Raw genomic sequence first — 23,991 nt, 5'->3', positions numbered from 1 at the left:
ACGCGCCATACCCTGGAGCCGTGGCCGACGCATCGGTGGAGCGGTTCTACGACCGGCTCGCCGCCGACTATCACCTCGTGTACCACGACTGGGACGCGAGCATGTCGCGGCAGAGCGCGAGCCTGCACGCCGTGATCGGCGCACGCCTCGGCACCGGGTCTGCGTCCGTGCTGGACTGCTCCTGCGGCATCGGCACGCAGGCGGTCGGACTGAGCCGTCTCGGGCACCGGGTGACCGGCACGGATCTGAGCCGTGCGGCTGTGGCGCGGGCCGTGGACGAAGCCGCCGCCCGCGCGGTCCGGCTGCCTGCCGCTGTCGCCGACATGCGCCGACTGCCGTTCCCCGACGCCCGGTTCGACGCCGTCCTCAGCGCGGACAACTCGCTGCCCCACCTGCTGACCGGCACGGACGTCCTCGCAGCTCTCACCGGCATGCGCAGGGTGCTGCGCGGCGGAGGACTGCTGATGATCAGCACCCGCCCGTACGACGAGATCCTGCGCTCGCGTCCTCGCACGACGGCGCCTCAGCTGTCGGAGACAGCCGACGGGCAGGCCTTCACCTTCCAGGTCTGGGACTGGCACGACGACGGTGAACGCTACGACCTCCGTCTCTTCCGCCTGCTGCCCCGCGACGAAGGCTGGCACGTCGAGGTCGGGCGCACCACCTACTGGGCCCTGACACAGCGGCAGTTGACGGACTTCGTCCTGGAGGCGGGCTTCGAAGCACCCCGTTGGCACACCCCCGACTCCAGTGGCTTCTTCCAGCCCCTGCTCACCGCCCTGGCACCCTGAACTCCAGGCAGCGCCCGGCGGGTCTGTCAGGATGGGCGACGCGCGCCGGTGCGGGCGCGACCGTTGCTGGAAGGGTGCGATGACGATTCCGAAGGCGCTTGTCCGCAGGCCCAGTTCACGTCTTGCGGAAGGCCTGGTCACGCACCAGGAGCGCGTGCCGGTCGACCAGGACGTGGCGATGGACCAGTGGAACGCCTACGTCGCGGCGATGCGGCAGCACGGCTGGCACACCGTCGAGGTGCCGTCCGAAGACGACTGTCCCGACAGCGTGTTCGTCGAGGACGCCGTCGTCGTCTTCCGCGGTGCCGCGCTCATCTGCCGTTCCGGAGCACCCGAGCGCCGGCCTGAGACGGCAGGCGTCGAGCAGTCCGTGAGGGCGCAGGGATACGCCGTTCACCGGCTCCATGCCCCGGCCACGCTGGACGGCGGCGACGTGCTGAAGACCGGCGAGACCGTGTACGTCGGGCAGGGCGGACGTACGAACGCCGAGGGTCTGCGGCAGTTGACCACCGCCTTCGAGCCGCTCGGCGCACGCGTGGTGCCCGTGCCCGTCAGCAAGGTGCTGCATCTGAAGTCCGCGGTCACCGCCCTCCCGGACGGGACCGTCATCGGCGCTCCGTCACTGGCCGAAGACGTCTCGCTCTTCAGGGAGTTCAGGCCCGTGCCGGAGGACTCGGGAGCGCACGTCGTGCTGCTCGGCGGGAACCGGCTGCTGATGGCCGCGAGTGCGCCCAGGAGCGCGGAGCTGTTCGCCGGTCTGGGCTACGAGCCGGTCGTGGTCGGCATCAGCGAGTTCGAGAAGCTGGAGGGCTGTGTGACGTGCCTGTCGGTGCGGCTGCGCGACGCGCTGCGGTGACCGATCGCCTTCCGCACTTCCGTTGAACGGAAACGCCTCTGTTCGCCCGTCTGCGGCGGGAGCACCGTGGGCCACCTCCCCCAAGGGCCCTCTGTGCAGGAGGCACGATGACGTCCTTCATCCGCAATCAGTGGTACGTGGCGGCTTACGGCAGTGAGGTGGGCCGCCGCCTGTTCTCCCGTACGGTCTGCGGCGAGCCGGTGCTCCTGTGGCGTACCCGCTCCGGCGAGGTGACGGCCATGTCCGACCGCTGCGTGCACCGGCGCTTCCCGCTCTCGCAGGAGCCCAGCCACCTCGACGGCGACCAAGTGGTGTGCGGCTACCACGGGTTCACCTACGGCGCCGACGGTGTGTGCGTCGGGGTCCCCGGGCAGCGGCGGGTTCCGCGCACGGCGCGGCTGGCGACCTACCCCGTCGTCGAGCAGGACTCGTTCGTGTGGGTGTGGATCGGCGAACGCGAACTCGCCGACGAGAAGCTCATCCCGCGGGCACCGTGGCTGGACCGGCCCGGCTGGACCGTGGTCAAGGGGATGGAGCCGCTCAACGCCCGTTACGGACTGCTCGTGGACAACCTGCTCGACCTCTCCCACGAGACGTATCTGCACGGCGGGCACATCGGCACCCCCGAGGTCGCCGAGACGCCGATCACGACCGAGGTCGACGAGAGCGCGGCGGTCGTACGCGTCAGCCGGCACATGGACGACGCGGCCTGCCCGCCCTTCTACGCCACCTCCACCGGCATCGAAGGGCGCATCACGCGCTGGCAGGACATCGAATACCACGCCCCGTGCCTGTATCTGCTGCACAGCCGCATCGCACCCGTCGGCACCCCGCCTCCCGCCGAGGAGGACGGCAGCGACCCGGACGCCTTCCACGTCGAGGTCGTGTACGCCATCACGCCCGAGACGGAGGGGACGACCCACGACTTCTGGGCCGTGGCCCGGGACTTCGCCCCGGAGGACGAGAAGGTCACCGACTTCCTGCGCGAGAGCAACCGCACCGTCGTCCTCCAGGACGTCGTCGCCCTGGACGTGCTGGAGCAGGCCCTTCAGGCGGAGCAGGAGGGCTACCAGGAGCTCAGCATCAACATCGACACCGGTGGACTCGCCGCGCGCCGCATCCTCGAGCGGCTGCGCCGGGAAGGCGCACCGGCCGGCGAACCGGCCGTCGCACGATGACCCGCGCGAGCCGGCCGGAGCAGTCGCAAGGCCCCCGCCGGACGGCAGCTCTCCCCGGCGAGGGCGTCCAGCGCATCCACTGGATCCCGGGGACCGACCGGCTGCTCGCCGTCTGCTTCTGCCGCACCGAGCGGGAGTTCGAGGACCCGGTCGAGCTGTGGGACTGGCTGCTGGCACACCCCGGCACCGACTCCGACGCCCACGACGGCCTCGTGCTGCCGTACCCAGAGAGGGATTCCCCGTGACCACTGCCGTGCCGACCACTGCGCAGGCTGCTCTGCCGACCACTGCGCCGACCACTCCGCCGGCCACTGCGCCGACCGCCGGAGCCTCCCGCAGCGAGAGTGCCGAGGCCGAGCTGACGCTCACGCTCACGCACAAGGAGAGGCTCGCCGAGGGCGTGACGCGGCTGACTCTCACTGCCGGCGACGGCCGCGAGCTGCCCGTCTGGAAGCCCGGCGCACACATCGACCTGCTTCTCGGGCCGCAGCTGGAGCGGCAGTACTCACTGTGCGGCGACCCCGGCGACACCTCGTCACTCCAGGTGGCGGTCCTGCGGGAACCGGACGGACGCGGCGGATCGCGGCACGTGCACGACGACCTGCACGTCGGCTCGACGGTGCGGGCACGCGGGCCGCGCAACCACTTCGCCCTCGTCGACGCCCCCCGCTACCTCTTCATCGCGGGCGGCATCGGCATCACCCCGATCCTCCCGATGATCGCCGAAGCGGACAGCCGGGGAGCGGACTGGCAGCTGCTCTACGGCGGCCGCACCCGCTCCTCCATGGCCTTCACCGGAACGCTCACGCAGCGCTGGCCCTCGCGAGTCCAGCTGTCCCCGCAGGACGAGTGCGGGCTGCTCGACCTCGACGCGCTGCCGGCCGTGCCCGGGCCGGACACCGCTGTCTACTGCTGCGGTCCGGAACCGCTGCTCGACGCGGTCGAGGAGCGCAGCGCGTCCTGGCCGCCCGGCGTCCTGCACACCGAGCGCTTCGCGCCGAGGGCGACGGGGGAGGAGCAGCCGTCCAGGGCCTTCGAGGTGGAGCTCGCGCATTCCGGCAAGACCCTGACCGTCCCCGCGGACCGGTCCGTGCTGGAGGTCGTCGAGGAGGCGGGGACGCCGGTGCTCTCCTCCTGTCGCGAAGGGACGTGCGGCACGTGTGAGACGGGTGTGCTGGAGGGCGTCCCGGAGCACCGTGACTCGCTGCTGACCGCTGACGAACGGGCCGCCGGGGACGTGATGTTCATCTGCGTCTCCCGGTGCGAGGAGGGGCGGCTCGTGCTCGACCTGTGAACCGTCCCGCTCAGCGGCGCCCCGGCGGCGGGGCGCCGTTCAGCGTGCGCGAGATGCCGGAGGCGGCCACCTGGATCAGGGGCACCAAGGCGTATGCCTGCACGGCCTCGACATGGGCGACGACCGAGACGGCGGCGACCACTTCGCTGCCGGGACCGTAGACGGGAGCGGCCACGGACACGCTGTCCATGGTCACCTGACGCTCGCACACGGCGACGCCGGTGTGCCGTACTTCGGCCAGCGCCTGCCGGAGCCGCCCGGGGTCGCACTCGGTCCGCTCGGTGTAGCGCACCAGCGGCTGCGACAGGACGTGCTCCTGGATCTCGGGCGGCGCGTGGGCGAGGAGGACCCGTCCGACGCCTGTGGGCGTCAGCGCGAACCGTCCGCCCACCCGCGTCAGCACGGGCACCGACTTCTGTCCGGCGAGCCGTTCCACGTACACGACGGACAGTTCCTCGCGTACGGCCAGCTGCACGTTCTCGCCGGTGACACGGCCCAGGTCCGACAGGTGGGGGAGGGCGAGCTCGCGCAGCCCGAGGCCGCGCGGCGCGAGCGCGGCGATCTCCCACAGGCGCAGCCCGATGCGGTAGCCGCCGTCCTGGTCGCGTTCCAGCGCGCCCCAGCTCGTCAGCTCGCCCACCAGGCGGTGCGCCGTGGTGAGCGGCAGGCTCGTACGCCGGGAGATGTCGGTGAGCGTGAGCACCGGGGCGGTGGGCGTGAACGCCTCCAGCACCCGTAGTGCCCTGCCGGTCACCGACCCCGTCGCGGAACGGTTCCCCTCATCCATGCGGCACTCCTCCGGGCGGGTGCGTCGCCCTGGCGAAAAGCTAGACAGGTGTCCGGAATCCGTCAACGCACGGCCGCACGATCCGCCGGAGCCGGCGCGGGCCCCGGGCGGCAGGGAACGGCCGGGGAGGAATGAGTTGTTCCGTTTCCCCGGTCTTGCAGGGAACTTCCCGGAACCAGGCCTTGCCCGGCCGGGGGCGACCGCGCACGCTCCCCGCATGGCCATCGTTCCGTCGCGTCCACCCGCGCATCTCGCCAATCTCGACCTCAACCTGCTGGTCACGCTGCGCGAGCTCTTCCGGGAGCGCAACGTCACGAGGGCGGCCAGGCGGCTGGGCGTCTCGCAGCCCGCCGTCAGCGCGTCCCTGTCCCGGCTGCGCAGACACTTCGGGGACGAGCTCCTGCTGCGTACGGGCAGCGTGTACGTCCTCACCCCGCTCGCCGCGCAGCTGACGGAACAGGTGGAGACGGTGTGCGCCGCCACGGAGCGGCTCTTCGCCACCGGCAGCGCCTTCGAGCCCGCCGACTCGCGGCGCGAGTTCACGCTGCTGATGTCCGACTACCCGGCGACGGTGCTCGGCGACCGGCTCTCCCGGCTGCTGGCCAGGGAGGCGCCACGCGCCGCCCTGCACATGCGGCTGGTGCGGGAGACGATCGGCGACGACATCGTCGAGACCATCAGGCTCGTGGACGGGATGGTCTCCCCGCGCCTGGGGCACTTCCGTACGCCCGTCAGCTCGACGCCGCTCTTCCGCGACCGCTGGATGTGCCTGCTCTCGGCGGACCATCCGCTCTGCGATGCGGACTCCTTCGGGCTGGAGGACCTCACCCCGCTGCCCTGGGTCGTCCCGTACCACCGCGACGCGGGATATCCCTCGGCCTCACCCGCGACCCGCCAGCTGACGGCACTGGGCATCCGCCCGCGCATCGCCGTACGCGTCGAGAGCTACCGGGCGGTGCCGGACTTCATCGCCGGTACGAGCCGGGTCGCGCTCTACCCCGCCCGGCTCGCGGCACGGCTGCCGGCCGAACGCGGACTGCGCGCCCTGGAGTGGCCCGTCCCGCTGGAGGAGATCGACGAACTGCTCTGGTGGGACACGGTCTACGACAAGGACCCGGCCAATGTCTGGCTGCGCGGCCTGGTGGCGCGGGCGGCGGCCGAACTCGGCGACGGCGCGGCAGGCGGCACACCTGACGGCGACGCCGGTGAGGGAACCGGAGAACGCGCCTCATAAGCGGCGTTGATGGCGGCCAGCCAAACAGGCTATTGAACCGGACATTCCATTTCTGGACGGCGACTTCCTAGTCTGCCCGCAACGGTTTCGCCCCCTCCGCCCTCCACCCGGAGACGCGTGTTGAGGGCGGCTCCGGCGCACGTCACGGAATTGGAGAGCCCGTATGCCCCACGCCCTGACAGAACTCACGGTGCACACCGTCACCAGGCCGTCCGCTCCCGCAGCCCACGCCCTGGAAGCCGACGTGTGCGTCGTGGGGGCGGGCGTCTCCGGGGTCTCCGCGGCGATCGAGTCCGCCCGGCTCGGGCGCGACGTCGTGCTCGTCGACAGCCTGCCGGTGCTGGGCGGGCAGATGGTCAACTCGCTCATCGGTCTCTTCTGCGGAGTGTTCGGCAACGCGCCCGGCTACCGGCAGCTCACGCACGGCATGTTCGACGAGATCTTCGCCGATCTCGGGGCGAGCGAGGACGTGCACTTCAACCGCGGACACACCATCACCGTCAGTTATGACGAGGTGGCGCTCGGACGGTGGGTGGAGCGGAAGATCCGCGAACTGGGCATCCGCGTCGTCCTGGGGGCGTCGATCACCGGTGTCGAGAAGGACAGGCGACGCATCGAGGCCGTCACCTTCGCCACCCGTTTCGGCGACGTACGGGTCGCGGCACCCGGCTTCGTCGACGCGAGCGGCGATGCCGCGCTCGCCTGGGAGGCCGGGCTGCCCTGCCGGATTCCGGAGCGCACCATCTACGGCTCGCAGCAGATCGTCCTGGAGCACCTCGACGAGACGCACCAGCCGGGACGCGAGGAACTCGCCGAACACGTGGCCGCCAAGGCCGACGACTACGGGCTCCTGCGCCGCGACGGCCTCGCCTTCTTCTTCCCCGGCCGGAACACGGCCGTGATGAACATGACCCACATCGAGGCGCCGCTCGACCCCGTCCGGGCCGCGCAGGCACAGCTCGAAGGACGCGAACAGGCCGACCGGGTCGTGGAGTTCCTCCGTGCCGAGTACCCCAAGGCGTTCGGGCAGGCGCGGGTGCGCTCCTACGGGCTGCCCGGACGGCGTCAGACCCGCTGGATCAAGGGGGTGCACGCGCTGAGCCTGGAGGAGGTGCGCGCAGGCACCCGCTTCCACGACGCGGTGGCCCGCACGGCCTGGCCCATCGAACTCCACGACCGTGCCGAGGGCTACGTCTGGGAGATGTTCGACGCCGACCACCTGCACTACGTGCCGCTGCGCTCGATGCTCTCCCCGGACGCCGACAACCTCGTCGCCGCGGGCCGCTGCGCGGACGGCGACGCCGCCGCCCTCTCCAGCGTCCGGGTCATGGGCCCGTGCGCGGCGATGGGCGCGGGCGCCGCACACGCACTGGACCTGGCGAGCGGCGGGAGCGTCCACGACATCGACACGCCCGTCCTCCGCGAACGCCTCGCCTCCAACCTCGACGACTGACCGGCGACTTGACGATGAGGACGCGCTCATGACGCAACTGCGCAGCAACTACACGCCGGGCACCTCTCCGTGGGCGGTACGCCGTGCCCAGTGGCGCGCCCTCGGACTCACCGACGAGGACATGGCCAAGCCGAAGATCGCCATCGTCAACTCCTCGTCCCAGCTGGCCACCTGCTACAGCCACCTCGACGGCATCGCGGAGGTGGTGAAGGAGGCCGTCGCCGAAGCGGGCGGCCTGGGTTTCGAGATACGCACCGTCGCCCCCAGCGACTTCATCCACAGCGCGGGGGGCCGCGGCGGCTACATCCTCTCGGCCCGCGACTTGATCAGCCACGACATCGAGGCCGCGGTGGAAGGCGCACAGCTGGACGGGATGGTCTGCCTGGCCTCGTGCGACAAGACCGCGCCCGGCCAGCTGATGGCCGCCGCCCGCCTCAACCTGCCGACCGTCATGGTCGGTTGCGGCTACCAGCCCTGCGGCACGTTCCAGGGCAAGCACTGCGACATCGAGGACGTCTTCCTCGGCGCCGGCCATCACGCCCAGGGCAGGCTGTCCCTGGAGGATCTGACCGGCATGAGCGAGAACGCCGTGGCCGGACCGGGCGTGTGCGCGGGCATGGGCACCGCCAACTCCATGCACATGGCGTGCGAAGCGCTCGGTATGGCCCTGCCGGGCTCGACGCCCGTGCTCGCCGGGAGCTCGAAGATGTGGGCGGACGTGCGCGCGGCGGGACGCCGCATCGTCGAACTCGTACACGAGGACCTGCGCCCCCGAGACCTGCTGACGCAGTCCGCCTTCGAGAACGCCGTCACGCTGATGCTCTCCGTCAGCGCCTCCATCAACTCCGTGAAGCATCTGCAGGGGATCGCCGAGGAGGCCGAGTCGGGCACCGACGTCTACGGGCTGTACGAGGAACTCGCGGACAGCGTCCCCCTGTTGACGGCCGTGCGTCCCAACGGGCCCCACTCCATCGAGGAGTTCGAGGAGGCGGGAGGAGCCGCGGCCGTCATGCACGCTCTCGGCGGCCTGCTGCACACGGACGTGCACACCGTCACCGGACGCAGCCTCGGCGAGAACCTCGACGCACGGGCGGCGGTCACGCCGGACGGCACCCCCGAGGACGAAGCGGTGATCCGCCCCGCGGAGCGGCCACTGGGGCGCCGCCCGACCATCGTGCTCATCCGCGGCAGCCTCGCCCCGGCCACCGGCATCGTCAAACTCGCCGTCGACGAGGAGCGTGAGACCTCCTTCACCGGCCCGGCGAAGGTCTTCGAGTCACCGCAGTCGGCGCTCGACGGACTCAAGCGCGGTGAGGTCGAACCCGGATCGGTGCTGGTGCTGCGCGGGCTGGGCCCCAGGGGCACACCCGGCATGGGCATGGCCTCACGCCCCGTCTTCGCACTCGACGGCGCGGGGCTGACAGGACAGGTCGCCGTGGTCACCGACGGCCAGCTCTCAGGCCTGGTCAACAAGGGCGTCGTCGTGGGCGAGGTCTCCCCGGAGGCGGCGGACGGCGGGCCGCTGGCACTCGTCGAGGACGGCGACACGATCGAGATCGACCTCGGCGTCCGCCGAGCCGACCTGCGCGTGCCGGACGACGAACTCGCCCGCCGCCGGGAGGCGTTGGCCGCGGCCGGAACCGCTGCCGGTGCGGACGACGCTGCGGCACGGGGCTGGCTGTCGGTCTACCGCCGCACCGTACGGCCCCTCCAGGAGGGTGCGGTTCTCTCACCCCGTTCACCCCGCGGGCCGGGGCGCCCGTCACACCACGCGGAAGGGACCTCCCGCTGATGCAGCTCACCGACTCCGACAAGGCCATGCTGGACGGCGAGGAGGGCCCGGCCGTCGCGGCGGCCATGGACCTGCTCGTCCGCTACGGCCGCGCGCTGGACGCCGAGCGGCTGTGCGACGTCCGCAACGTCGCAGGGACGATGACCCAACCCTCCCCGGTCAAGGCCCGGTTGGTGCGCGAAGGGGGTTGGGACAAGGCGTACTCGGTGATCAACCTGGACTGCGACGACGCGCTGGAGATCCCCGACATGCGCGTCCCGACATGCCAGTTGCAGCAGTCCTTCGGGCCGGACTCCGTGGGCATCGCGCCCTACCCGAAGGAGCTGATCGAGCTTCAGAGCGACGCCGAGTCCTTCTACGGCCGCAAAGGCGTCAACATCCTTGCGACGTGCACCCCTTACCAGGTCGGCAACATCCCCGTCCGCGGAGAGCACGTGGCGTGGATGGAGTCCTCGGCGGTGGTCTACGCGAACTCCGTACTGGGCGCCCGTACGAACTGCGAGGGCGGTGCCTCCACGGGGTCGGCGTCGCTGACGGGCCGGATCCCCTGCTGGGGCAACCACCACCCGGAGAACCGTTACGGCACCCACCTCATCGAGGCCCGTACCCCCGTGGAGGGGCCGCTCGACTGGGGGATGCTCGGATACTTCGCCGGCGGCCTCGTGCAGGAGGAACGCCCCGTCGTCACCGGCGAGTTGAAGCAGCCGGACCTTCTGGACCTCAAGCACTTCGGCGCGGCGGCCGCGTCGTCCGGCGGAGTGGAGATCTACCACCTGCCCGGCGTCACACCCGAAGCACCCACCACCGAGGCGGCGTTCGGGGGAGCGGCCGTGCCCGAGGCGGTGCCGTACGGGGAGCGTGAGCGTCGCAGCGTCTATGAGGATCTCAACTCCCAAGGCGACTGCACCGACGTCGACTTCGTCCTCCTCGGCTGCCCGCACGCCTCGCTCGACCAAGTACGCGACACCGCCCAGCTGCTCGATGGCAAGCGGCTGCACTCCGGCACCCAGTTGTGGCTGATGGTGCCGCGGGCACTGCGCACCACCGCCGACCGCAACGGGTGGACCGAGATCATCGAACGGGCGGGCGGGCGCGTGCTCACCGACTCCTGCCCGGCCATGTCACGGTCCGCGCCGCCCGGCACCAAGGTCTTCGCCACCGACTCCGCCAAGCAGGCGCACTACCTGCCCGCGATCCTCGGCATCGAAGCCTGGTTCGGCACGCTCGAGGACTGCGTCTCGGCCGCCGTGACCGGCCGCTGGAAGGGAGACCTCCGATGAGTCTTCGCCACGACCCCCACGCGTTCACGCCGGCGCCCGCACCCGAGGCGCAGGCACACGAGACGCAGGCACACGAGACGCACGCCTTCGCGCCCCCCGGCGAACTCCCCGCCGCCCCGCTGGAGTTGCGGGGCAGGACGGTCGTGCCGGGTACGGCGGAGGGAGAGGCGCTCGTCTCCCAGGAGACGATCTCGGGCTGGGGCGGGATCGACCCCGCTCGCGGCGTGATCATCGAGCGCCGTCATCCGCTCTACGAGCAGTCCTTCGCGGGGAAGGTCCTCGTCTTCCCGGGCGCCAAGGGCTCCTCCGGCTGGGCCGGTTTCTTCCAGTCCACACGGCTTCTCGGCACCGCGCCGCTCGCCATGATCTTCGTGACCGTCACCACCAAGGCCGCCCTCGGGGCGGTCGTCACCCGGGTCCCCAGCGTCACCGGGCTGGACCGCGACCCCCTCACCGTCATCCGTACCGGTGACCGGGTCCACGTCGACGCCGACCGAGGCGTGATCTCGGTCTATCCCGCGCACCCTCAATGACGAGGAGCTCTCCATGTCATCCACACCGTCCGCCGAGTCACCACCCGTCGTCGAACTGGCACCGCTGGTCGAGAAGCAGCAAGGCCGCAGGGCCTGGTACCGGGTGTTCGCCGTCTGCTGTCTGATCACCTTCCTGGACGGCTTCGACTTCCAGATCCTCTCCTTCACCGCCACGTACCTCAAAGGCGACTTCGCCCTCAGCGACACCCAACTGGGCACGCTGGGCACCGTGGGGCTGTTCGGCACGCTCGTCGGCGGTCTGTGCATGGGCTTCCTGGGTGACCGCATCGGGCGGAAACCCTCGATCGTGGCGTGCGTCGTGGGCTTCGGCGTCTTCATGCTCGCCTTCGCGCTCGCGGAGACCTACGGGCACCTGATCCTGCTGCGCTTCATCTCGGGCTTCTTCCTCGGCGGGGTGCTCCCCCTCTCGTGGGCGCTGGCAGCCGAGTACGCGCCCAAGCGGGTCCGCGTCACCGCGATCTCGGTGATCATGGTCGGCTACACGCTCGGCGGAGCGGCGGGCGGCCCCATCTCGAACCTGCTCGTGCCCGACTACGGCTGGAAGTCGGTCTTCGTCGCGGGCGGCGTGTGCTCGCTGCTGGCGCTCGTCCCGGTGCTGATCTACCTTCCCGAGTCCGTGAAGTTCCTTGCCCAGCGCGGCCGTCCGGGCGACGACAAGCGCATCGTGGCGACGCTCTCCAAGCTCTGGCCGGGATACACCGTCGCCCCCGGCACGCACTTCGTGCCGGGCGACCCCCAACCGGCGCTCACCGCCGGCAAGTTCACGCCCGCCACCCTCTTCCGCGGCTCGCTCGCCCGTATCACGCCGCTCCTTTGGGTGATCTACCTGTGCTCCTCGGCGCTGATCTACTTCATGGTGTTCTGGACGCCGATGATCAATGAGCGGATGGGCTTCAGCGTCAGCTCGGCGGCGCTCATCGCGGCGGCCGCGAGCGTCGCCGGCGCCGCCGCCCAGCTCGCCATCAGCCGGTTCGTGGACCGCAAGGGCGTCGGGAGCATCCTGTGGATGCCGCTGATGGCCACCGTGGCCATGTTGACGCTGGGTCTCGGATCGCCCGGTCCCGCGCTCTACGTGTGCGTCGTCATCTCCGCGAAGATGTTCGTCAACGGCGGCCATGGAGGCATCACCAGCATCGCCGGCACCTTCTATCCCACGCCCATACGTGCCAACGGTGCGGCATGGGCGTCGTCCGTCGCCAAGGTCGGCGCGATGATCGGCCCCTGGCTCGGCGGAGTCCTGCTGGACGCCGGCCTGGGTACGGGCGGTGCGTTCACCAGCTTCGCCCTGTGCCCGATCATCATGGTGGTCCTCCTGTTCGCGATGGGACGCGCGCAGAAGTCGCTGCCCCCCGAGACCGAGGGCGCACTGGTCGAAGACCCGGCCCCCTCCGACGGTGCCGCGCCGCTACCGCCCGCAAAGGCGGAACCCGTGCTGACGGGCCACATCGCTGAGGCGGTTCCCGAGCCGCAGGGCGGGACTCCGGAGCCCAGGCCCTGAACCTGCCGTCGCGGTCCGCGTACGGGCCGGGTCCGATCCAGGGCCCGGCCCGGCCCGTACCGGTCAGCCGGGCAGCGCCACGGTGAGGTCCACCTCGACGAGCTGTCCGCTGAACCCCAGCTGTGACACCCCGAGAAGCGTGCTGGCGGTCGTGAACGCCGGGCCGATGACCGAGCTGGTGAAGCGCTGCCAGGCGCCGCCCAGGATGGGGGTCTCATCGGTACGCACGTAGATCACCGAGCGGACGACGTGCTCCGGCAGGGCGTCCACGGCGCTCAGCGCGGTCAGGGCGTTGGCCGCGACCTGGTCGATCTGGACGTCCAGCGAGCCGGGTCCGACGAGGACGCCGTCGCTTCCGAGAGGGCACTGCCCTGCCAGATAGGCGGTGCGGCCGGCCTCGACCACGGTGATGTGGTGGTAGCCGGGCGTCTCGTGCAACCTGTCGGGATTGAGGCGGGTGATCTTGGCGCTCATGGCCGTCAGTCTGACGGGCGACGGGCCGCCCCGCACCGGATTTCCGCCCCGGCCGTGCCGGTTACGAGGCCGTGCCGCAGGCGGCCTGGCCGTCGCCGGGCGGGTGGCCGTTCCCCGGCGGGAGTGGCTCCGGCGGCAGTGAGCGCAGCGCGACCTGGCGGATCTTCTCGTCCAGGGCGGCCGCCGGGTCGTCGGTGAACCGGTGCAGTGCCACCGCAGCCGTGAGGATGACGTCGCACAGTTCGGCGGCCACGTCCGAGGAGGTGTGGGTGTGGCCCTTGCGCGGATTCTGGCCTCTGGTGCCGATGTAGGCCTGCATCACCTCGCCGGATTCCTCGGCCAGCTTCATCAGCCGCATCGCCGTCTCCTGCTCGCCGACGCCGTTGGCGGTGTCCAGCCACTCCACCAGACGCCGGATCGTGGCCCACTGCTCAGGCGTCATCGGTCGGTCCCTTCGAAGCAGGGTCGGGCACCGCGCAGCATAAGGGTGCGGGACGAGCCGACTCGTCCCGCACCCCACGGGTCCACGCTCGGCCCGGACCGGCGCCGGCCCGTTCCGGCACGCGTCCCGCTCACTGCTCGTGGGCGTCCTCCAAGGCCTTCACGTCGATCTTCGACATCCCCAGCATGGCCTGCATGACCTTCTGGGACTTGACCGGGTCGGGGTCCTTGAGGAGTTCGGTCAGGGCCCTGGGGATGATCTGCCACGACAGCCCGTACTTGTCCTTGAGCCAGCCGCAGGGGCCTTCCTCGCCGCCCTCGCCGAGCTTGGCCCAGTACATGTCCACCTCGGCCTGGTCCGCGCAGTCCACGTACATCGACACCGCTTCGGTGAAGTTGAACTCGGGGCCGCCGTTGAGCGCGATGAAACGCTGCCCCGCCAGTTCGAAGGCCACCGTCATGACCATCCCCGCCTCGCGTGGCCCCGCCTCGCCGTACCGCTGGATGTCGATCACACGCGAGTCGGGGAAGATCGAGGTGTAGTGGTTCACCGCGTCCTCGGCCTGGGTGTCGAACCACAGGTTGGTCGTGATCTTGGGCATGTGCGCCGTCCTCCTTGGCCGTCGTTCCCCTTGTGCCTGTGCCGGGATTGACCGGCCGGACGGCCCTGACTCATCGCTTGCGGCCGCCATTTGGTGCGTGTGGACCGTGCGGAAGTTCAGCAGCCGTGCGGCTCCTCACTGCCGCACGTCACTTCCACACGTCGGGTCCGCCGCCACGCCACTCGATCAGGTTCGGGTCGTCGAGCTGGATCTCGTCCTCGCTCAGGCCCGCGTGCCGCAGGAACTCGGTCACGTCCTCCGGGCGGAAGGCCACCCCGAGTCGTTCTGCGTGCGCCGTGACCCGGCGGCCGCCCTCTGCCGCGAGCGGATGCACGACTATCGGAGGTGTCATGCATCAAGACTGCTACTCCGCGCCCCTGAGCGCATCCCAGAGGAGCGGGTCAGCGTTGGCCGGTGCGGACGGATCTTCGTGAAGCGCACCCCATAAACTGGGCGCGTTCCGGAGCGGACGATCATGGGGGTGCCGGGTGGGAGTGCGTTCCGGGCTCCGCCGCACGCTCGCGGTCCCCCTGCTCTTCCTGGTGTGGGTGTGGTGCGCCCTCCCCGCCTGGCTCCTGCACGGGACGCTGCGCGCTTCCGTACCGACCGGCGGCGGGGCGGACCTCGGCGCGGGCGGCTGGGCCCTGGTCCTGCTCGTCGCCATCGGCGGTCTGAGCCTGCTGCTGTGGCTGACGGACGCCCGCAGCCGCCGGATCTTCCCCGCTTTCCGCGGCTCGCTGCCCGCCGTCGCCGCGCTCCTGGTCGCGCTCAACGTGCTCGGCGGCCTGCTCGCCGCTTCCGCACCCGCGGGCGCCGTCCCGATCACGGACACACCCGCCGGTGCCGGCGTGCTCGTCTCCACCGTCACGCCCCTGCTGCCCTGCCTCCTACTGGGCCTCAGGCGTCCGCTGCCGCTCCGCCGCCCCACGCACCGGCCGTCCCGCGGACCCTCCACGGCGTCGTCCACCCGTGTGCGCACGCCCCGGGCGCCGCATGCGGAGCTGCCGCCCTTCCCCCGCCCGGGCTCGAGCCCTCTGCCCGGACAGGTGTGGGAGGCCTGGTATCCGTACGAGGACGGGCCGGGCGGGAAGCGGCGCCCCTGCCTGGTCATCGAGGCGGACGCGTCGCAGATCCGCGCCCTGAAGATCACCAGCCGCGACAAGAGCGGGCTGCCGGCGCACTACGGCGAGATCGGCACCAAGGGCTGGCGGACGATGAACCGTCAGGAGGGCAGCTGGCTCCAGTACGACCGGCCGTGCACGATCCCGAGGGAAGAGGTCTACCGCCCGCTCGGCGTGTGCGATCCGCAGTCCCTGTGGGACGGCGTCGTCCGCCATCACGGACTGTCGCGCCGGACGGCGGGCCCCGGTCGCAGGCGGTAGCGGCGCTTCGCCCACCTGGCCCGCGCCCGGGTGCTGTTGACCCGTCGGTAACCTGCCGGACAGACTTCCCGGCATGACGATCACCGGGCGGTCTCCCAGACACACGTTCCTCTCGGCGGCGAAGGCCGCCGCAGCGCGTCTCACCCGGCCCGACGGGCACGGCCGCGGTGCGCTCGTGGCCTTCGGCGCACTCGCCGCCGCCGACCTGGCGGCTGTGCGGGACGGCCGGGCACGGGGGCTTCGCCGGGCGGCCAAGCCGCTGCTGATGCCCGCCCTGGCCTCGTACGCCCTGCGCCGCCGCCCCGACACGCGAACTCCCGCTCCCGGTGCGCTCGTCACCGGTCTCGCGTTCGCGACCGCCGGAGACAGCGCCCTGCTCTTCGACGAGCACGAGCCGGCTTTTCTTCTGGGCATGGCCGCCTTCCTCGGCACCCAGGTCAGCTACACCGCGGGATACGCCCGGCTCGGCGCCCTGCGCTCCATACGCCGCAAGCCGTGGCCCGCGGTCGGCTGCCTGGCGGGCTGGGCCGCGGTGAACGCCGTGCTGGCGCCGTCGCTGGAGAAGAACCTGAGGCTGCCGGTCGCCGGCTACAGCCTCGCGCTGACGGTGATGGGCGCGACGGCGCTGGGAGTGGGCGGCAGGGTCGGCGCGGGCGCTGCCGCGTTCCTCGGCTCGGACTTGCTGATCGGCCTTCAGGCCGCGGGCAGGAAGGTCCCCTCGCAGGAGCTGCTGATCATGGCCGGCTACATCTTCGGCCAGTACCTCATCACGACCGGCTGGCTGGACCGCTCCCAGGCCGGGGCTCCTGCTCCGGAGACGGCCTGAGGAGCAGCCGCCGCGCCGTGTGCTCCTCGACCGCCGCACGGCTGTAGAGAAGAGGGAAGGCCTCGTCGTCCGCCCACCGGCTGAACAGGTCGTGGTGGTGCGGGCTTGAGGGATTTCCGGACTGGCCGGGGGAGTTCATGGCCACGGACCTGTCCCAGTCGCCGACGTCGACCACGAGGCGGAAGGTGGCGCCGCCGCTCTGGCGGAAGTCGGAGGTGTAGGCGGCGGCGCCGACGGTGTCGCCGCTGCCGCCGCGTGGCGCCGGCCCCACCGTGGCCCACTCCGGCTCTCCCTTGCCGCGCTCGCCCAGGAGCCCCAGCCCCGTGAGGGGATGCCGCAGCAGGCTGCGGTGCAGCGTTCCCCAGCGCCACTCGCCCGGGTCCTCGCCGAGCAGCCCCTCCGTCTCGCGGACGGCGTCGGCGAGGGTGCCGAGCAGGATTTCGCGCAGCGTGCCGGACGGATCGGGGCCGAGACGGTCGCCCGGCTCCAGCAGCAGTTGCAGATCGACGCGTGGATCGGCTGCGGCGTCCTCAGCGGGCAGGACGCGGGCGAGCGCACGTCCGACCTGATCCGCGGGCACCAGCCGCGAGAGGGCAGCGCGCAGCAGGGCGGGACGCAGATGCCGGCGGAACCAGATCTCGAAGAGGGCTCCCGCGCCCGAGTCGGGAGACAGCTTCGCGTCCCAACTCCGCAGCATTTCAAGGGCGTCGGCGAGCCGCCGGTCCTCCGAGTCCAACCCGGACAGCACCGTCAGGATGCTTCGGGCGGGCAGGCTGACGTGGTCGGTCTGCAGCCGTACGCAGTCCGCCACGGTCCACTCGTCACCGCTGTGAAGCACCTCGGCGATGCGCCGGTGCCTGTAGGGCGCGTACCAGTCGTAGGTGACCGGCGGCTTCGAATCGGTGCCGTCGTAATGGGAAGGCGGGAGGTTCATCTCGTTGGCCGTGGCGAACCAGCCCTGCCGCGGGTCGCGTTCGGAGGGGAGTTCCTCCGCGTCGAGGTGGCCCTCCCATTCGTAGCGGCCGTCGCCGGGTACGGGCAGCGTCCCGTCCCAGCCGCGGCGGATCGGGACGCGTCCTGCGGGGGACCATCCGATGGTGCCGTCTGCGGCGGCGTACACCTGGTTCTCACCGGGAGCGCCCCAGCGTCGCATCGCGGCGGTGAACTCGTCGGCGTCCTGGGCGCCCATGTAGTCCATGCTGCCCAGGTACGGGGCCATGCCGGGCTCCAGCCAGGCCGCCCGCACCGCGAACGCCGCGTCCCTGTCGGGGTGTTCGCGGATCACTGGGCCGTGCCGCGTGAACCACAGCTCGACCTCGGCGTCCTCGCCGCCCGCGACGGGGACGGTCTCCTCGACCCTGACCATGGACTCCCAGCCCTCGCCGGACCGGTAGCGGGTCCGGTCCGCCGGGTCGGTGCGGTAGACGTACAGGTCCTCCTGGTCGATCGGGAAGATCGTCAGCCCGAAGGCGATCTTCCCGTTGTGCCCTATGGAGATGCCGGGCAGCGCGGGCTCGCCCGCGCCGATGACGTCGAGACCGGGCGCGGAGAGGTGCGAGAGATACCGCAGTGAGGGCAGAGTGACCGCCCGGTGGGGGTCGTTGGCCAGCAGCGGTCGTCCCGTGGCCGTACGGGAGCCGCCGATCACCCAGTTGTTGCTCCCGTCGAGGCCCGTACGGGAAGGGGCGGGCAGCCCGCCCGGTGACGGCGCCGCCCACGGAGGCACGGTCGCCAGCCGGTACACGCGGAGCACGTCGTCGGGGATGACGGTCAGGTCCAGGCCGTCGGGCACCCGGATGCGGTGCGGGCCGGGCTCGCGCACCCGCCGCAGGTCCTCCACCTCGGCGCCGAAGTCGCGCAGGGTCAGAGCCCGGGAGACCTCCTCGTTGAGGTTGTAGTAGAGCCCGTGACTGCGGATGCGTGCGACGTCGGCGGCGTCCCAGAGGGACGGCTCGTAGCCGAGAAGGGCGAACTCCGGCGGCAGCAGCGAGCGTTCCCGGCGGCACAGCGTCACGAAGGCGTTGACACCGTCGGTGAACGCCTTCGTCCTCTCCTCGGTGCCGGGCCCGTAGGCCCGCCACTCCTCCTTCATGTCGCCGCGGTAGAGGAACAGCCGTGCGGCGCGGTCGTGTTCGAGGTACGCGCGGCCGAAGACCTCGGAGAGCAGGCCCAGTCCGCGGCGGCGCCACAGATCGATCTGGAAGAGCCGGTCGCGGGCGGCGTTGAACCCCTGGGCGAGGAAGAGGTCCCGGCGGGAGGAGGCGTACAGATGCGGCACGCCCCACCGGTCGATCAGGACCTCCACGGGCGCGGAGAGCCCCGGCACATCGAAGACGGTCCGTGGTTCCTGCTCGTCCCGCATGTGCCTCGGGCCCCTTTCCGCTGCCCGCCCTGACCGCGCTTGCCGGCCGGGCGGGGCGTCTCGTCCGCCCCCGCGAAACAGAAATGCCGGCCGAAGACTTCTCGGCCGGCATTCGCACGATGCCCGCAGGCTCCGTATCGGTGTCGGGAGGGGGACTTGAACCCCCACGCCCTGTAAAGGGCACTAGCACCTCAAGCTAGCGCGTCTGCCATTCCGCCACCCCGACATGGTGCACCGCCCGCCATCGGCGTGCGGCAGGCCAACTTTAACACTGGATGCGACCCCCCAGATCACCCCGCCGGTCCCTGCCCTTGGGGGCCTGCCCGGGAAGCGGGAGTATGGGAGTGGACCCGTGACACGAGGAGGCAGTGTGAACCAGCCGAGCCCTGAACCGGTCGGTAAAGGTGTGAGCGCCGAGAGTGAGGTCGTCGACCTCTGCCGCGATCTCATCCGCATCGACACCAGCAACTACGGCAACAACGAGGGCCCCGGCGAACGTGCCGCAGCGGAGTACGTCGCGGAGAAGCTCGCCGAGGTCGGCCTGGAACCGGAGATCTTCGAGTCCTCGCCCGGCAGGGCCTCGACCGTCGCCCGCATCGCGGGGGAGGACCGTTCGCGTCCGGCGCTGCTGATCCACGGGCACACGGACGTGGTGCCCGCCAACGCCGCGGACTGGACTCACGATCCCTTCTCCGGCGAGATCGCCGACGGCTGTGTCTGGGGGCGCGGCGCCGTCGACATGAAGGACATGGACGCCATGACCCTCGCCGTCGTACGGGACCGGCTGCGCAGCGGCCGCAAGCCGCCCCGAGACGTGGTCCTCGCCTTCCTCGCCGACGAGGAGGCCGGCGGTGTGTACGGGGCGAAGCACCTCGTCGAGAACCACCGCGACCTCTTCGAGGGCGTGACGGAGGCCATCGGCGAGGTGGGCGGATTCTCCTTCACGGTCAACGAGAACCTGCGGCTGTACCTCGTCGAGACGGCCCAGAAGGGCATGCACTGGATGCGGCTCACCGTGGACGGCACCGCGGGCCACGGCTCGATGACCAACACGGACAACGCCATCACCGAACTGTGCGAGGCCGTCGGGCGCTTGGGCCGTCACAAGTTCCCGGTCCGGGTGACCAAGACCGTGCGTTCCTTCCTCGACGAGCTCTCCGACGCACTCGGCACGGAGCTCGACCCCGAGGACATGGAGGAGACGCTCGCCAAGCTCGGCGGCATCGCGAAGATCATCGGGGCGACCCTCCAGAACACCGCCGCCCCGACCCAGTTGGGCGCCGGCTACAAGGTCAACGTCATTCCCGGCCAGGCCACCGCCCACGTCGACGGCCGGTTCCTGCCCGGACACGAGGAGGAGTTCCTCGCCGATCTGGACCGGGTGCTGGGGCCCCGCGTCCAGCGCGAGGACGTGCACGCGGACATCGCTCTGGAGACGAGTTTCGACGGCGCCCTCGTCGACGCCATGCAGACCTCCCTGAAGGCGGAGGACCCGGCCGCGCGGGCGGTGCCGTACATGCTCTCCGGCGGTACGGACGCCAAGTCCTTCGACGCCCTGGGCATTCGCTGCTTCGGCTTCGCACCCCTGAAGCTGCCGCCCGAGCTCGACTTCGCCGGCATGTTCCACGGTGTGGACGAGCGAGTGCCCGTGGACGGGCTGAAGTTCGGTGCGCGAGTGCTGGACCGGTTCCTCGACCAGTGCTGAATTGAACCCCGGTACGGGCGTTGAGCGGCAGGCCGTCCTCCCGGCCTGCCGCCCGTTCGTACGGTCGAGGGAATGAATTCGGCCTCTTGTGCGTCCGCCCCCGGAAAGAGTGAATGCCCGCGTCGGCTCGTACCCGGATTCCTCCATCTTCGTTACAGGAGATGCGGTTCGAAGCTTGAACTGCATGCCAACGAGGAGGAATTCATGATCAAGAAGGTTGCCGCGGTTGCGGTTGCCGCTGGCGGTCTCGTGTTCGCCGGTGCGGGCATGGCCGTCGCTCAGCAGGGAGTTCAGGGCACCGCCTCAGGTGGCGGGCTGGTCTCCGGCAACAGCGTGCAGGCGCCCGTCAACATTCCGGTCAACGTCTGCGGGAACACCGTCTCCGCGCTCGGGTTCATGAACTCGGCCGGCGGCAGTGCGTGCCCCGGCAGGTGAAACTGAATCCTCATCGCGTGAGGAAGTGAAGTCCGGGCGGCCTGAGCGTGCTTTCGCACCTTCACGGCGGCCTGGCCTTTCCAGGGGAGGGCGCGCGAACAACTCCACGCCCTCCCTTGTGTGCCCTTGTAACACCAACTGGCAGATAGCAAGGCAGGGGAATCAGAACCATGCGACAGGTCACAAGAAAAGGCCTGATCACCGTGGCCGCGGCGAGCGGTGTGCTCGCGGCGCTCTCGGGCGGTACGGCGTACGCGGAGTCGACCCAGGGGACGGCTTCGGGCTCGGGGCTTCTCTCGGGCAACAACGTGCAGGCGCCGATCAACGCTCCCATCAACGTGTGCGGCAACACGGTGAGCGTCATCGGAGCACTCAACTCGGCCTCGGGAAGCGCCTGTGGCGGCTCCGAGTCGAGCACCAGCGGCAGCGGGTCCTCGGGCAGCAGCTCGGATGACGGCTCCAGCTCCGTCGGTTCCGGCAACAACATCCAGGCCCCGGTCAACGTCCCGGTGAACGTGTGCGGGAACGGCGTCAGCGCCGTCACCGAGCTCAGCCCCGCCGGCGGTGACGCCTGCGGTGACGCCGAGGTGCCGAACACACCGGACACCCCGGACGAGCCCAACACCCCGGATGAGCCGAACACCCCCGACAACCCCGGGCAGCCCCCGGCGGACGAGGGGTCGGACATCACCCCGGACGCCGAGCAGGCCCCCGAGGCGACGGACGTGGAGGCGGCTTCCAACCCGGAGACCACCGGCGAGCTGGCGCACACCGGTGCGGACACCATCGGCATCGCCGCGCCGCTGAGCGCGGGGCTGCTGATCGGCGGCTTCGTCCTCTACCGCCGTGGGCGGGTCGCGCGTCGCTGACTCAGGACAGCAGGACAGGCGGCGGAGCGGGCACCACTCATGTGGGGCCCGCTCCGTCGCGTTGTCAGCCGTGAGCCCTGAGGTTCACCAGGTCGCGCTTAGCTGGCGGATGATCCGGCGGCGCAGCCGCACCCTGCGGCTGCCGTCGGGGTAGAGCCGTGTGCGGGCCAACTCCCAGTGCCCGTACTCGGCATGCTCGGTCAACAGTCGGGTCGCCGCCTTGCGGGTGACCCCGCGAGGGACGTACACATCGCGAAATTCGTATTCCGGCATCTCATCTATTGTGCGGGCAGAGGACGGATGCGGATAGCGTCTGCACTATGTCTGATGCTGCGCAGCCCACGGCTGCCGACGTACGCGCCGCCGCCGATGCGGTGAAAGCCGCGCTGGACCGGCACCTGGAGGCGGTCGAGCGACGAGCGGAAGGCGCCGGGAAAGACGACGAGGACGGCGCCTCCGACACAGCTGTCTACGCGGCGTTCGACGAGCTCGCGGCTGCCGGGGAGGCGTACGACGAGCTGCTCTACGAAAAGTACGACGAGGTCACTCCGTTCGAGATCCCGGGCGGCGATTCCATGCCCGCCTACACGGGTCCCGAGGTGCCCAGTGCTCTGACCGTCCTGATCCGGCGCGACTACACCGTCGTCGAGCCGCAGCGGCTCCTGGCCCAGGCACAGCGCGTCACCGATCTCGACCCCGACTCCACGGACGAGGACTCTGCGGCAGGGACGTCGGCCGGCAGTAGCGTGCACGCCGCGCTGGGCGTCCTCTTCGGAGAGTACGAGGCCGATGAGATCGCCACCCGCCACAAGGAATTCGGGCTGGACGAAGGCGACTCCACACTGTGGGTGGCGGCGGCCGACGAGCCGAGTGAGCCGGGGGAGTGGTTGACGGCTCCGTTCGAGCAGGCCGACCCCGAGCGGGTGATCTGCCGGTTCGACGTCAGCTCCGTCTTCGACGAAGGCGACCTGGAACTGGACGACGACGACTGACCATGCGGCTGACCGTGAGGACCGGCCCGTCCGGCCCTCACGGATCGCGGGCCTAACGGCAGGCCGTGGCGCGGCGGCGGACCTCTCGTGGCGTCGGGACGCTTGTGAGGCCCTCCTGCCCGCGGTTCCGCAGGTGCTCCGCCCGCCGTCAGTGCCCCGCGCTCTGCTCCTGCTCCGCGCTCTGCTCCTGCCCTTGAGCCGGCTCCGCCGCGGCCGCTGAAGCAGCCCGGGCGGACTGCGTCAGCAGCGTGCGCAGCCGAGTGGTGCGTTCGGGAGAGGTCACCGACGCCACCGCGCGCGGCAGCGCGTCCTCCACGCCGTGGACGACCGAGAGGTGCCGCTCTCCGCGCCCGAAGGCCGTGTAGATCCACTCGCGCGTCAGCGCTCCCGTGGCGTCCCCGGGGAGCACGACCACCGCGGCGGGCCAGCGCATGCCCACCGCCTGATGCGCCGTGACCGCCCATCCGTGCCGGACGGCCCCGGCGACGCGCTCACGCGCCACGACCACGCTCTCCCCGCTGCCGGTGTACTCCAGCCGCAGACCCTCGTCGTCGGCGGAGACGACCACCGCCGGCACGCTCCTGCCCGGGGCGGGCGCATGGACCACCCGGTCGCCCGGGTCGAAGCCGCCGAACCGGCCGGGCCCGGGGTGGAGCCGTTCCTTCAAGGCGGCGTTGAGCGCTCGCGTGCCCGCCGCTCCGCCGTGCCCCGGCGTGATGACCTGGGTGTCGCCTGCAGGCACGCCCAGCGCGCGCGGGACCGAGTCGGCGACGAGCTGAACGGTGCGGTGCACGGCCTCCGGAGCATCCCGGACGGGGACGATGACGACCTCCTTGCCGGGCGCCTCGACCTGGCTCAGCTCGCCGATCCCGATGCCGGAGACGAGCTCGCCGATGGGGCCGGGGTCCGGCGTACGCGAGGCGACGCGGGGACAGGCGCCGGACGAGATCACGTCCGCGAAGACCTGCCCCGGACCGGCTGAGCCGAGCAGTTGAGGATCACCGCTGAGCACCAGCCGGGCGCCGTCGGGCAGCGACTCCACGACGGCGGCGCCGGTCTCGGCGTCGAGCTGCGGGGCGTCGCAGAGGACCAGCAGGTCGAGTGCCCATGCCCCCTCCTCGTCCCGGCCGGGGCCCTCGCGTCCCTCGAGGAGCCCGGCGACGGTGACGACGGGCGTGTGCTCCGG

Annotated in this window: 24 protein-coding genes, 1 tRNA gene and 1 pseudogene; 17 read left to right on the top strand and 9 right to left on the bottom strand. The window is 71.1% G+C overall.

The window, feature by feature from the left end; genetic code table 11:
• Positions 1–20: 20 nt before the first annotated feature.
• The 5 genes from H5J26_RS06795 (at position 21) to H5J26_RS06775 (ending at position 4,119) form a co-directional block, all read left to right on the top strand.
• Positions 21–791, top strand: a complete 771-nt coding sequence (locus tag H5J26_RS06795) for a class I SAM-dependent methyltransferase (protein WP_181764802.1) — start codon at positions 21–23, stop codon at positions 789–791.
• Between the two features lie 79 nt (positions 792–870).
• Entirely contained in the window at positions 871–1,647 is a 777-nt protein-coding gene (ddaH, locus tag H5J26_RS06790; protein WP_181764801.1) for a dimethylargininase, read from the top strand.
• Between the two features lie 107 nt (positions 1,648–1,754).
• On the top strand, positions 1,755–2,825 hold the full coding sequence (locus H5J26_RS06785; RefSeq protein WP_181764800.1) for an aromatic ring-hydroxylating dioxygenase subunit alpha: 1,071 nt from the start codon (positions 1,755–1,757) through the stop codon (positions 2,823–2,825).
• Complete coding sequence (locus H5J26_RS06780; RefSeq protein WP_181764822.1) at positions 2,822–3,070, top strand: hypothetical protein; 249 nt, start codon at positions 2,822–2,824, stop codon at positions 3,068–3,070. Before H5J26_RS06785 ends, H5J26_RS06780 begins: the two co-directional genes overlap by 4 nt.
• A 32-nt stretch (positions 3,071–3,102) precedes the next feature.
• Positions 3,103–4,119 carry a PDR/VanB family oxidoreductase gene (locus H5J26_RS06775; RefSeq protein WP_181764819.1) on the top strand — a complete coding sequence of 339 codons (1,017 nt, stop codon included), beginning with the start codon at positions 3,103–3,105 and terminating at the stop codon, positions 4,117–4,119.
• Between the two features lie 10 nt (positions 4,120–4,129).
• Here H5J26_RS06775 and H5J26_RS06770 read toward each other — a convergent pair whose 3' ends face one another.
• Positions 4,130–4,906, bottom strand: coding sequence for an IclR family transcriptional regulator (locus H5J26_RS06770; protein ID WP_181764799.1), 777 nt, complete (start codon positions 4,904–4,906; stop codon positions 4,130–4,132).
• 217 nt (positions 4,907–5,123) lie between these two features.
• Between H5J26_RS06770 and H5J26_RS06765 the strand changes: the two genes are divergently transcribed.
• The 6 genes from H5J26_RS06765 to H5J26_RS06740 all read left to right on the top strand — a co-directional run bounded on the left by H5J26_RS06765 (position 5,124) and on the right by H5J26_RS06740 (position 12,717).
• Positions 5,124–6,140 (top strand): LysR family transcriptional regulator, encoded by a 1,017-nt coding sequence (locus tag H5J26_RS06765; protein ID WP_181764798.1) that lies wholly within the window; start codon positions 5,124–5,126, stop codon positions 6,138–6,140.
• Between the two features lie 163 nt (positions 6,141–6,303).
• Positions 6,304–7,593, top strand: coding sequence for an FAD-dependent oxidoreductase (locus tag H5J26_RS06760; protein ID WP_181764797.1), 1,290 nt, complete (start codon positions 6,304–6,306; stop codon positions 7,591–7,593).
• A 28-nt stretch (positions 7,594–7,621) separates the two neighbouring features.
• On the top strand, positions 7,622–9,385 hold the full coding sequence (locus H5J26_RS06755; RefSeq protein ID WP_181764796.1) for a dihydroxy-acid dehydratase: 1,764 nt from the start codon (positions 7,622–7,624) through the stop codon (positions 9,383–9,385).
• Positions 9,385–10,665 (top strand): aconitase X, encoded by a 1,281-nt coding sequence (locus H5J26_RS06750; RefSeq protein WP_181764795.1) that lies wholly within the window; start codon positions 9,385–9,387, stop codon positions 10,663–10,665. The genes H5J26_RS06755 and H5J26_RS06750 overlap by 1 nt, the downstream gene beginning before the upstream one ends.
• Positions 10,662–11,198 carry an aconitase X swivel domain-containing protein gene (locus H5J26_RS06745; protein WP_181764794.1) on the top strand — a complete coding sequence of 179 codons (537 nt, stop codon included), beginning with the start codon at positions 10,662–10,664 and terminating at the stop codon, positions 11,196–11,198. Before H5J26_RS06750 ends, H5J26_RS06745 begins: the two co-directional genes overlap by 4 nt.
• Positions 11,199–11,211: 13 nt before the next feature.
• Positions 11,212–12,717, top strand: coding sequence for an MFS transporter (locus H5J26_RS06740; RefSeq protein WP_181764793.1), 1,506 nt, complete (start codon positions 11,212–11,214; stop codon positions 12,715–12,717).
• Between the two features lie 63 nt (positions 12,718–12,780).
• Here H5J26_RS06740 and H5J26_RS06735 read toward each other — a convergent pair whose 3' ends face one another.
• The 4 genes from H5J26_RS06735 to H5J26_RS06720 form a co-directional block, all read right to left on the bottom strand.
• The gene (locus tag H5J26_RS06735) at positions 12,781–13,191 is read right to left on the bottom strand and encodes a RidA family protein (RefSeq protein ID WP_181764792.1); all 411 of its coding nucleotides are present in this window, start codon (positions 13,189–13,191) and stop codon (positions 12,781–12,783) included.
• 61 nt (positions 13,192–13,252) lie between these two features.
• A complete protein-coding gene (locus H5J26_RS06730) occupies positions 13,253–13,633 on the bottom strand; it encodes a MazG-like family protein (RefSeq protein ID WP_235980447.1) in 381 nt (126 codons plus the stop codon).
• 130 nt (positions 13,634–13,763) lie between these two features.
• Positions 13,764–14,234 carry a VOC family protein gene (locus H5J26_RS06725; protein ID WP_181764791.1) on the bottom strand — a complete coding sequence of 157 codons (471 nt, stop codon included), beginning with the start codon at positions 14,232–14,234 and terminating at the stop codon, positions 13,764–13,766.
• 148 nt (positions 14,235–14,382) lie between these two features.
• Positions 14,383–14,586, bottom strand: coding sequence for a hypothetical protein (locus tag H5J26_RS06720; protein ID WP_181764790.1), 204 nt, complete (start codon positions 14,584–14,586; stop codon positions 14,383–14,385).
• Positions 14,587–14,728: 142 nt separating this feature from the next.
• Between H5J26_RS06720 and H5J26_RS32210 the strand changes: the two genes are divergently transcribed.
• Both H5J26_RS32210 and H5J26_RS06710 read left to right on the top strand, forming a co-directional pair.
• Positions 14,729–15,616, top strand: coding sequence for a type II toxin-antitoxin system PemK/MazF family toxin (locus H5J26_RS32210; protein ID WP_181764789.1), 888 nt, complete (start codon positions 14,729–14,731; stop codon positions 15,614–15,616).
• A gap of 73 nt (positions 15,617–15,689) precedes the next feature.
• Positions 15,690–16,442 (top strand): lysoplasmalogenase, encoded by a 753-nt coding sequence (locus tag H5J26_RS06710; protein ID WP_181764788.1) that lies wholly within the window; start codon positions 15,690–15,692, stop codon positions 16,440–16,442.
• Here the strand turns inward: H5J26_RS06710 and H5J26_RS06705 are convergent.
• Positions 16,384–18,804 carry a penicillin acylase family protein gene (locus H5J26_RS06705; RefSeq protein WP_181764787.1) on the bottom strand — a complete coding sequence of 807 codons (2,421 nt, stop codon included), beginning with the start codon at positions 18,802–18,804 and terminating at the stop codon, positions 16,384–16,386. The two genes, H5J26_RS06710 and H5J26_RS06705, sit on opposite strands and share 59 nt — an antisense overlap.
• Positions 18,805–18,945: 141 nt before the next feature.
• Positions 18,946–19,030, bottom strand: a tRNA-Leu gene (locus H5J26_RS06700).
• A gap of 144 nt (positions 19,031–19,174) precedes the next feature.
• Between H5J26_RS06700 and H5J26_RS06695 the strand changes: the two genes are divergently transcribed.
• The 3 genes from H5J26_RS06695 (at position 19,175) to H5J26_RS06685 (ending at position 21,813) form a co-directional block, all read left to right on the top strand.
• A complete protein-coding gene (locus tag H5J26_RS06695) occupies positions 19,175–20,509 on the top strand; it encodes a M20/M25/M40 family metallo-hydrolase (protein WP_181764786.1) in 1,335 nt (444 codons plus the stop codon).
• Between the two features lie 204 nt (positions 20,510–20,713).
• Positions 20,714–20,944: a chaplin gene (locus H5J26_RS06690; protein WP_181764785.1), complete on the top strand. Its 231-nt coding sequence runs from the start codon at positions 20,714–20,716 to the stop codon at positions 20,942–20,944.
• 170 nt (positions 20,945–21,114) lie between these two features.
• The gene (locus H5J26_RS06685; protein ID WP_181764784.1) at positions 21,115–21,813 is read left to right on the top strand and encodes a chaplin; all 699 of its coding nucleotides are present in this window, start codon (positions 21,115–21,117) and stop codon (positions 21,811–21,813) included.
• Between the two features lie 84 nt (positions 21,814–21,897).
• On the opposite strand, the gene H5J26_RS06680 is transcribed toward H5J26_RS06685, so the two are convergent.
• Positions 21,898–22,086, bottom strand: coding sequence for a DUF5703 family protein (locus H5J26_RS06680; RefSeq protein ID WP_181764783.1), 189 nt, complete (start codon positions 22,084–22,086; stop codon positions 21,898–21,900).
• Between the two features lie 47 nt (positions 22,087–22,133).
• Between H5J26_RS06680 and H5J26_RS06675 the strand changes: the two genes are divergently transcribed.
• Positions 22,134–22,805, top strand: coding sequence for a hypothetical protein (locus tag H5J26_RS06675; RefSeq protein ID WP_181764782.1), 672 nt, complete (start codon positions 22,134–22,136; stop codon positions 22,803–22,805).
• Positions 22,806–22,953: 148 nt separating this feature from the next.
• On the opposite strand, the pseudogene H5J26_RS06670 reads toward H5J26_RS06675, so the two are convergent.
• Positions 22,954–23,991: pseudogene (locus tag H5J26_RS06670) on the bottom strand (ATP-binding domain-containing protein); the annotation flags it as partial.

Source organism: Streptomyces albidus (ex Kaewkla and Franco 2022), assembly GCF_013870515.1.
GTDB lineage: Bacteria > Actinomycetota > Actinomycetes > Streptomycetales > Streptomycetaceae > Streptomyces > Streptomyces albidus.
Note: the sequence above shows the minus strand (reverse complement) of the source record. Positions and strands in the feature narration are given on the sequence as shown.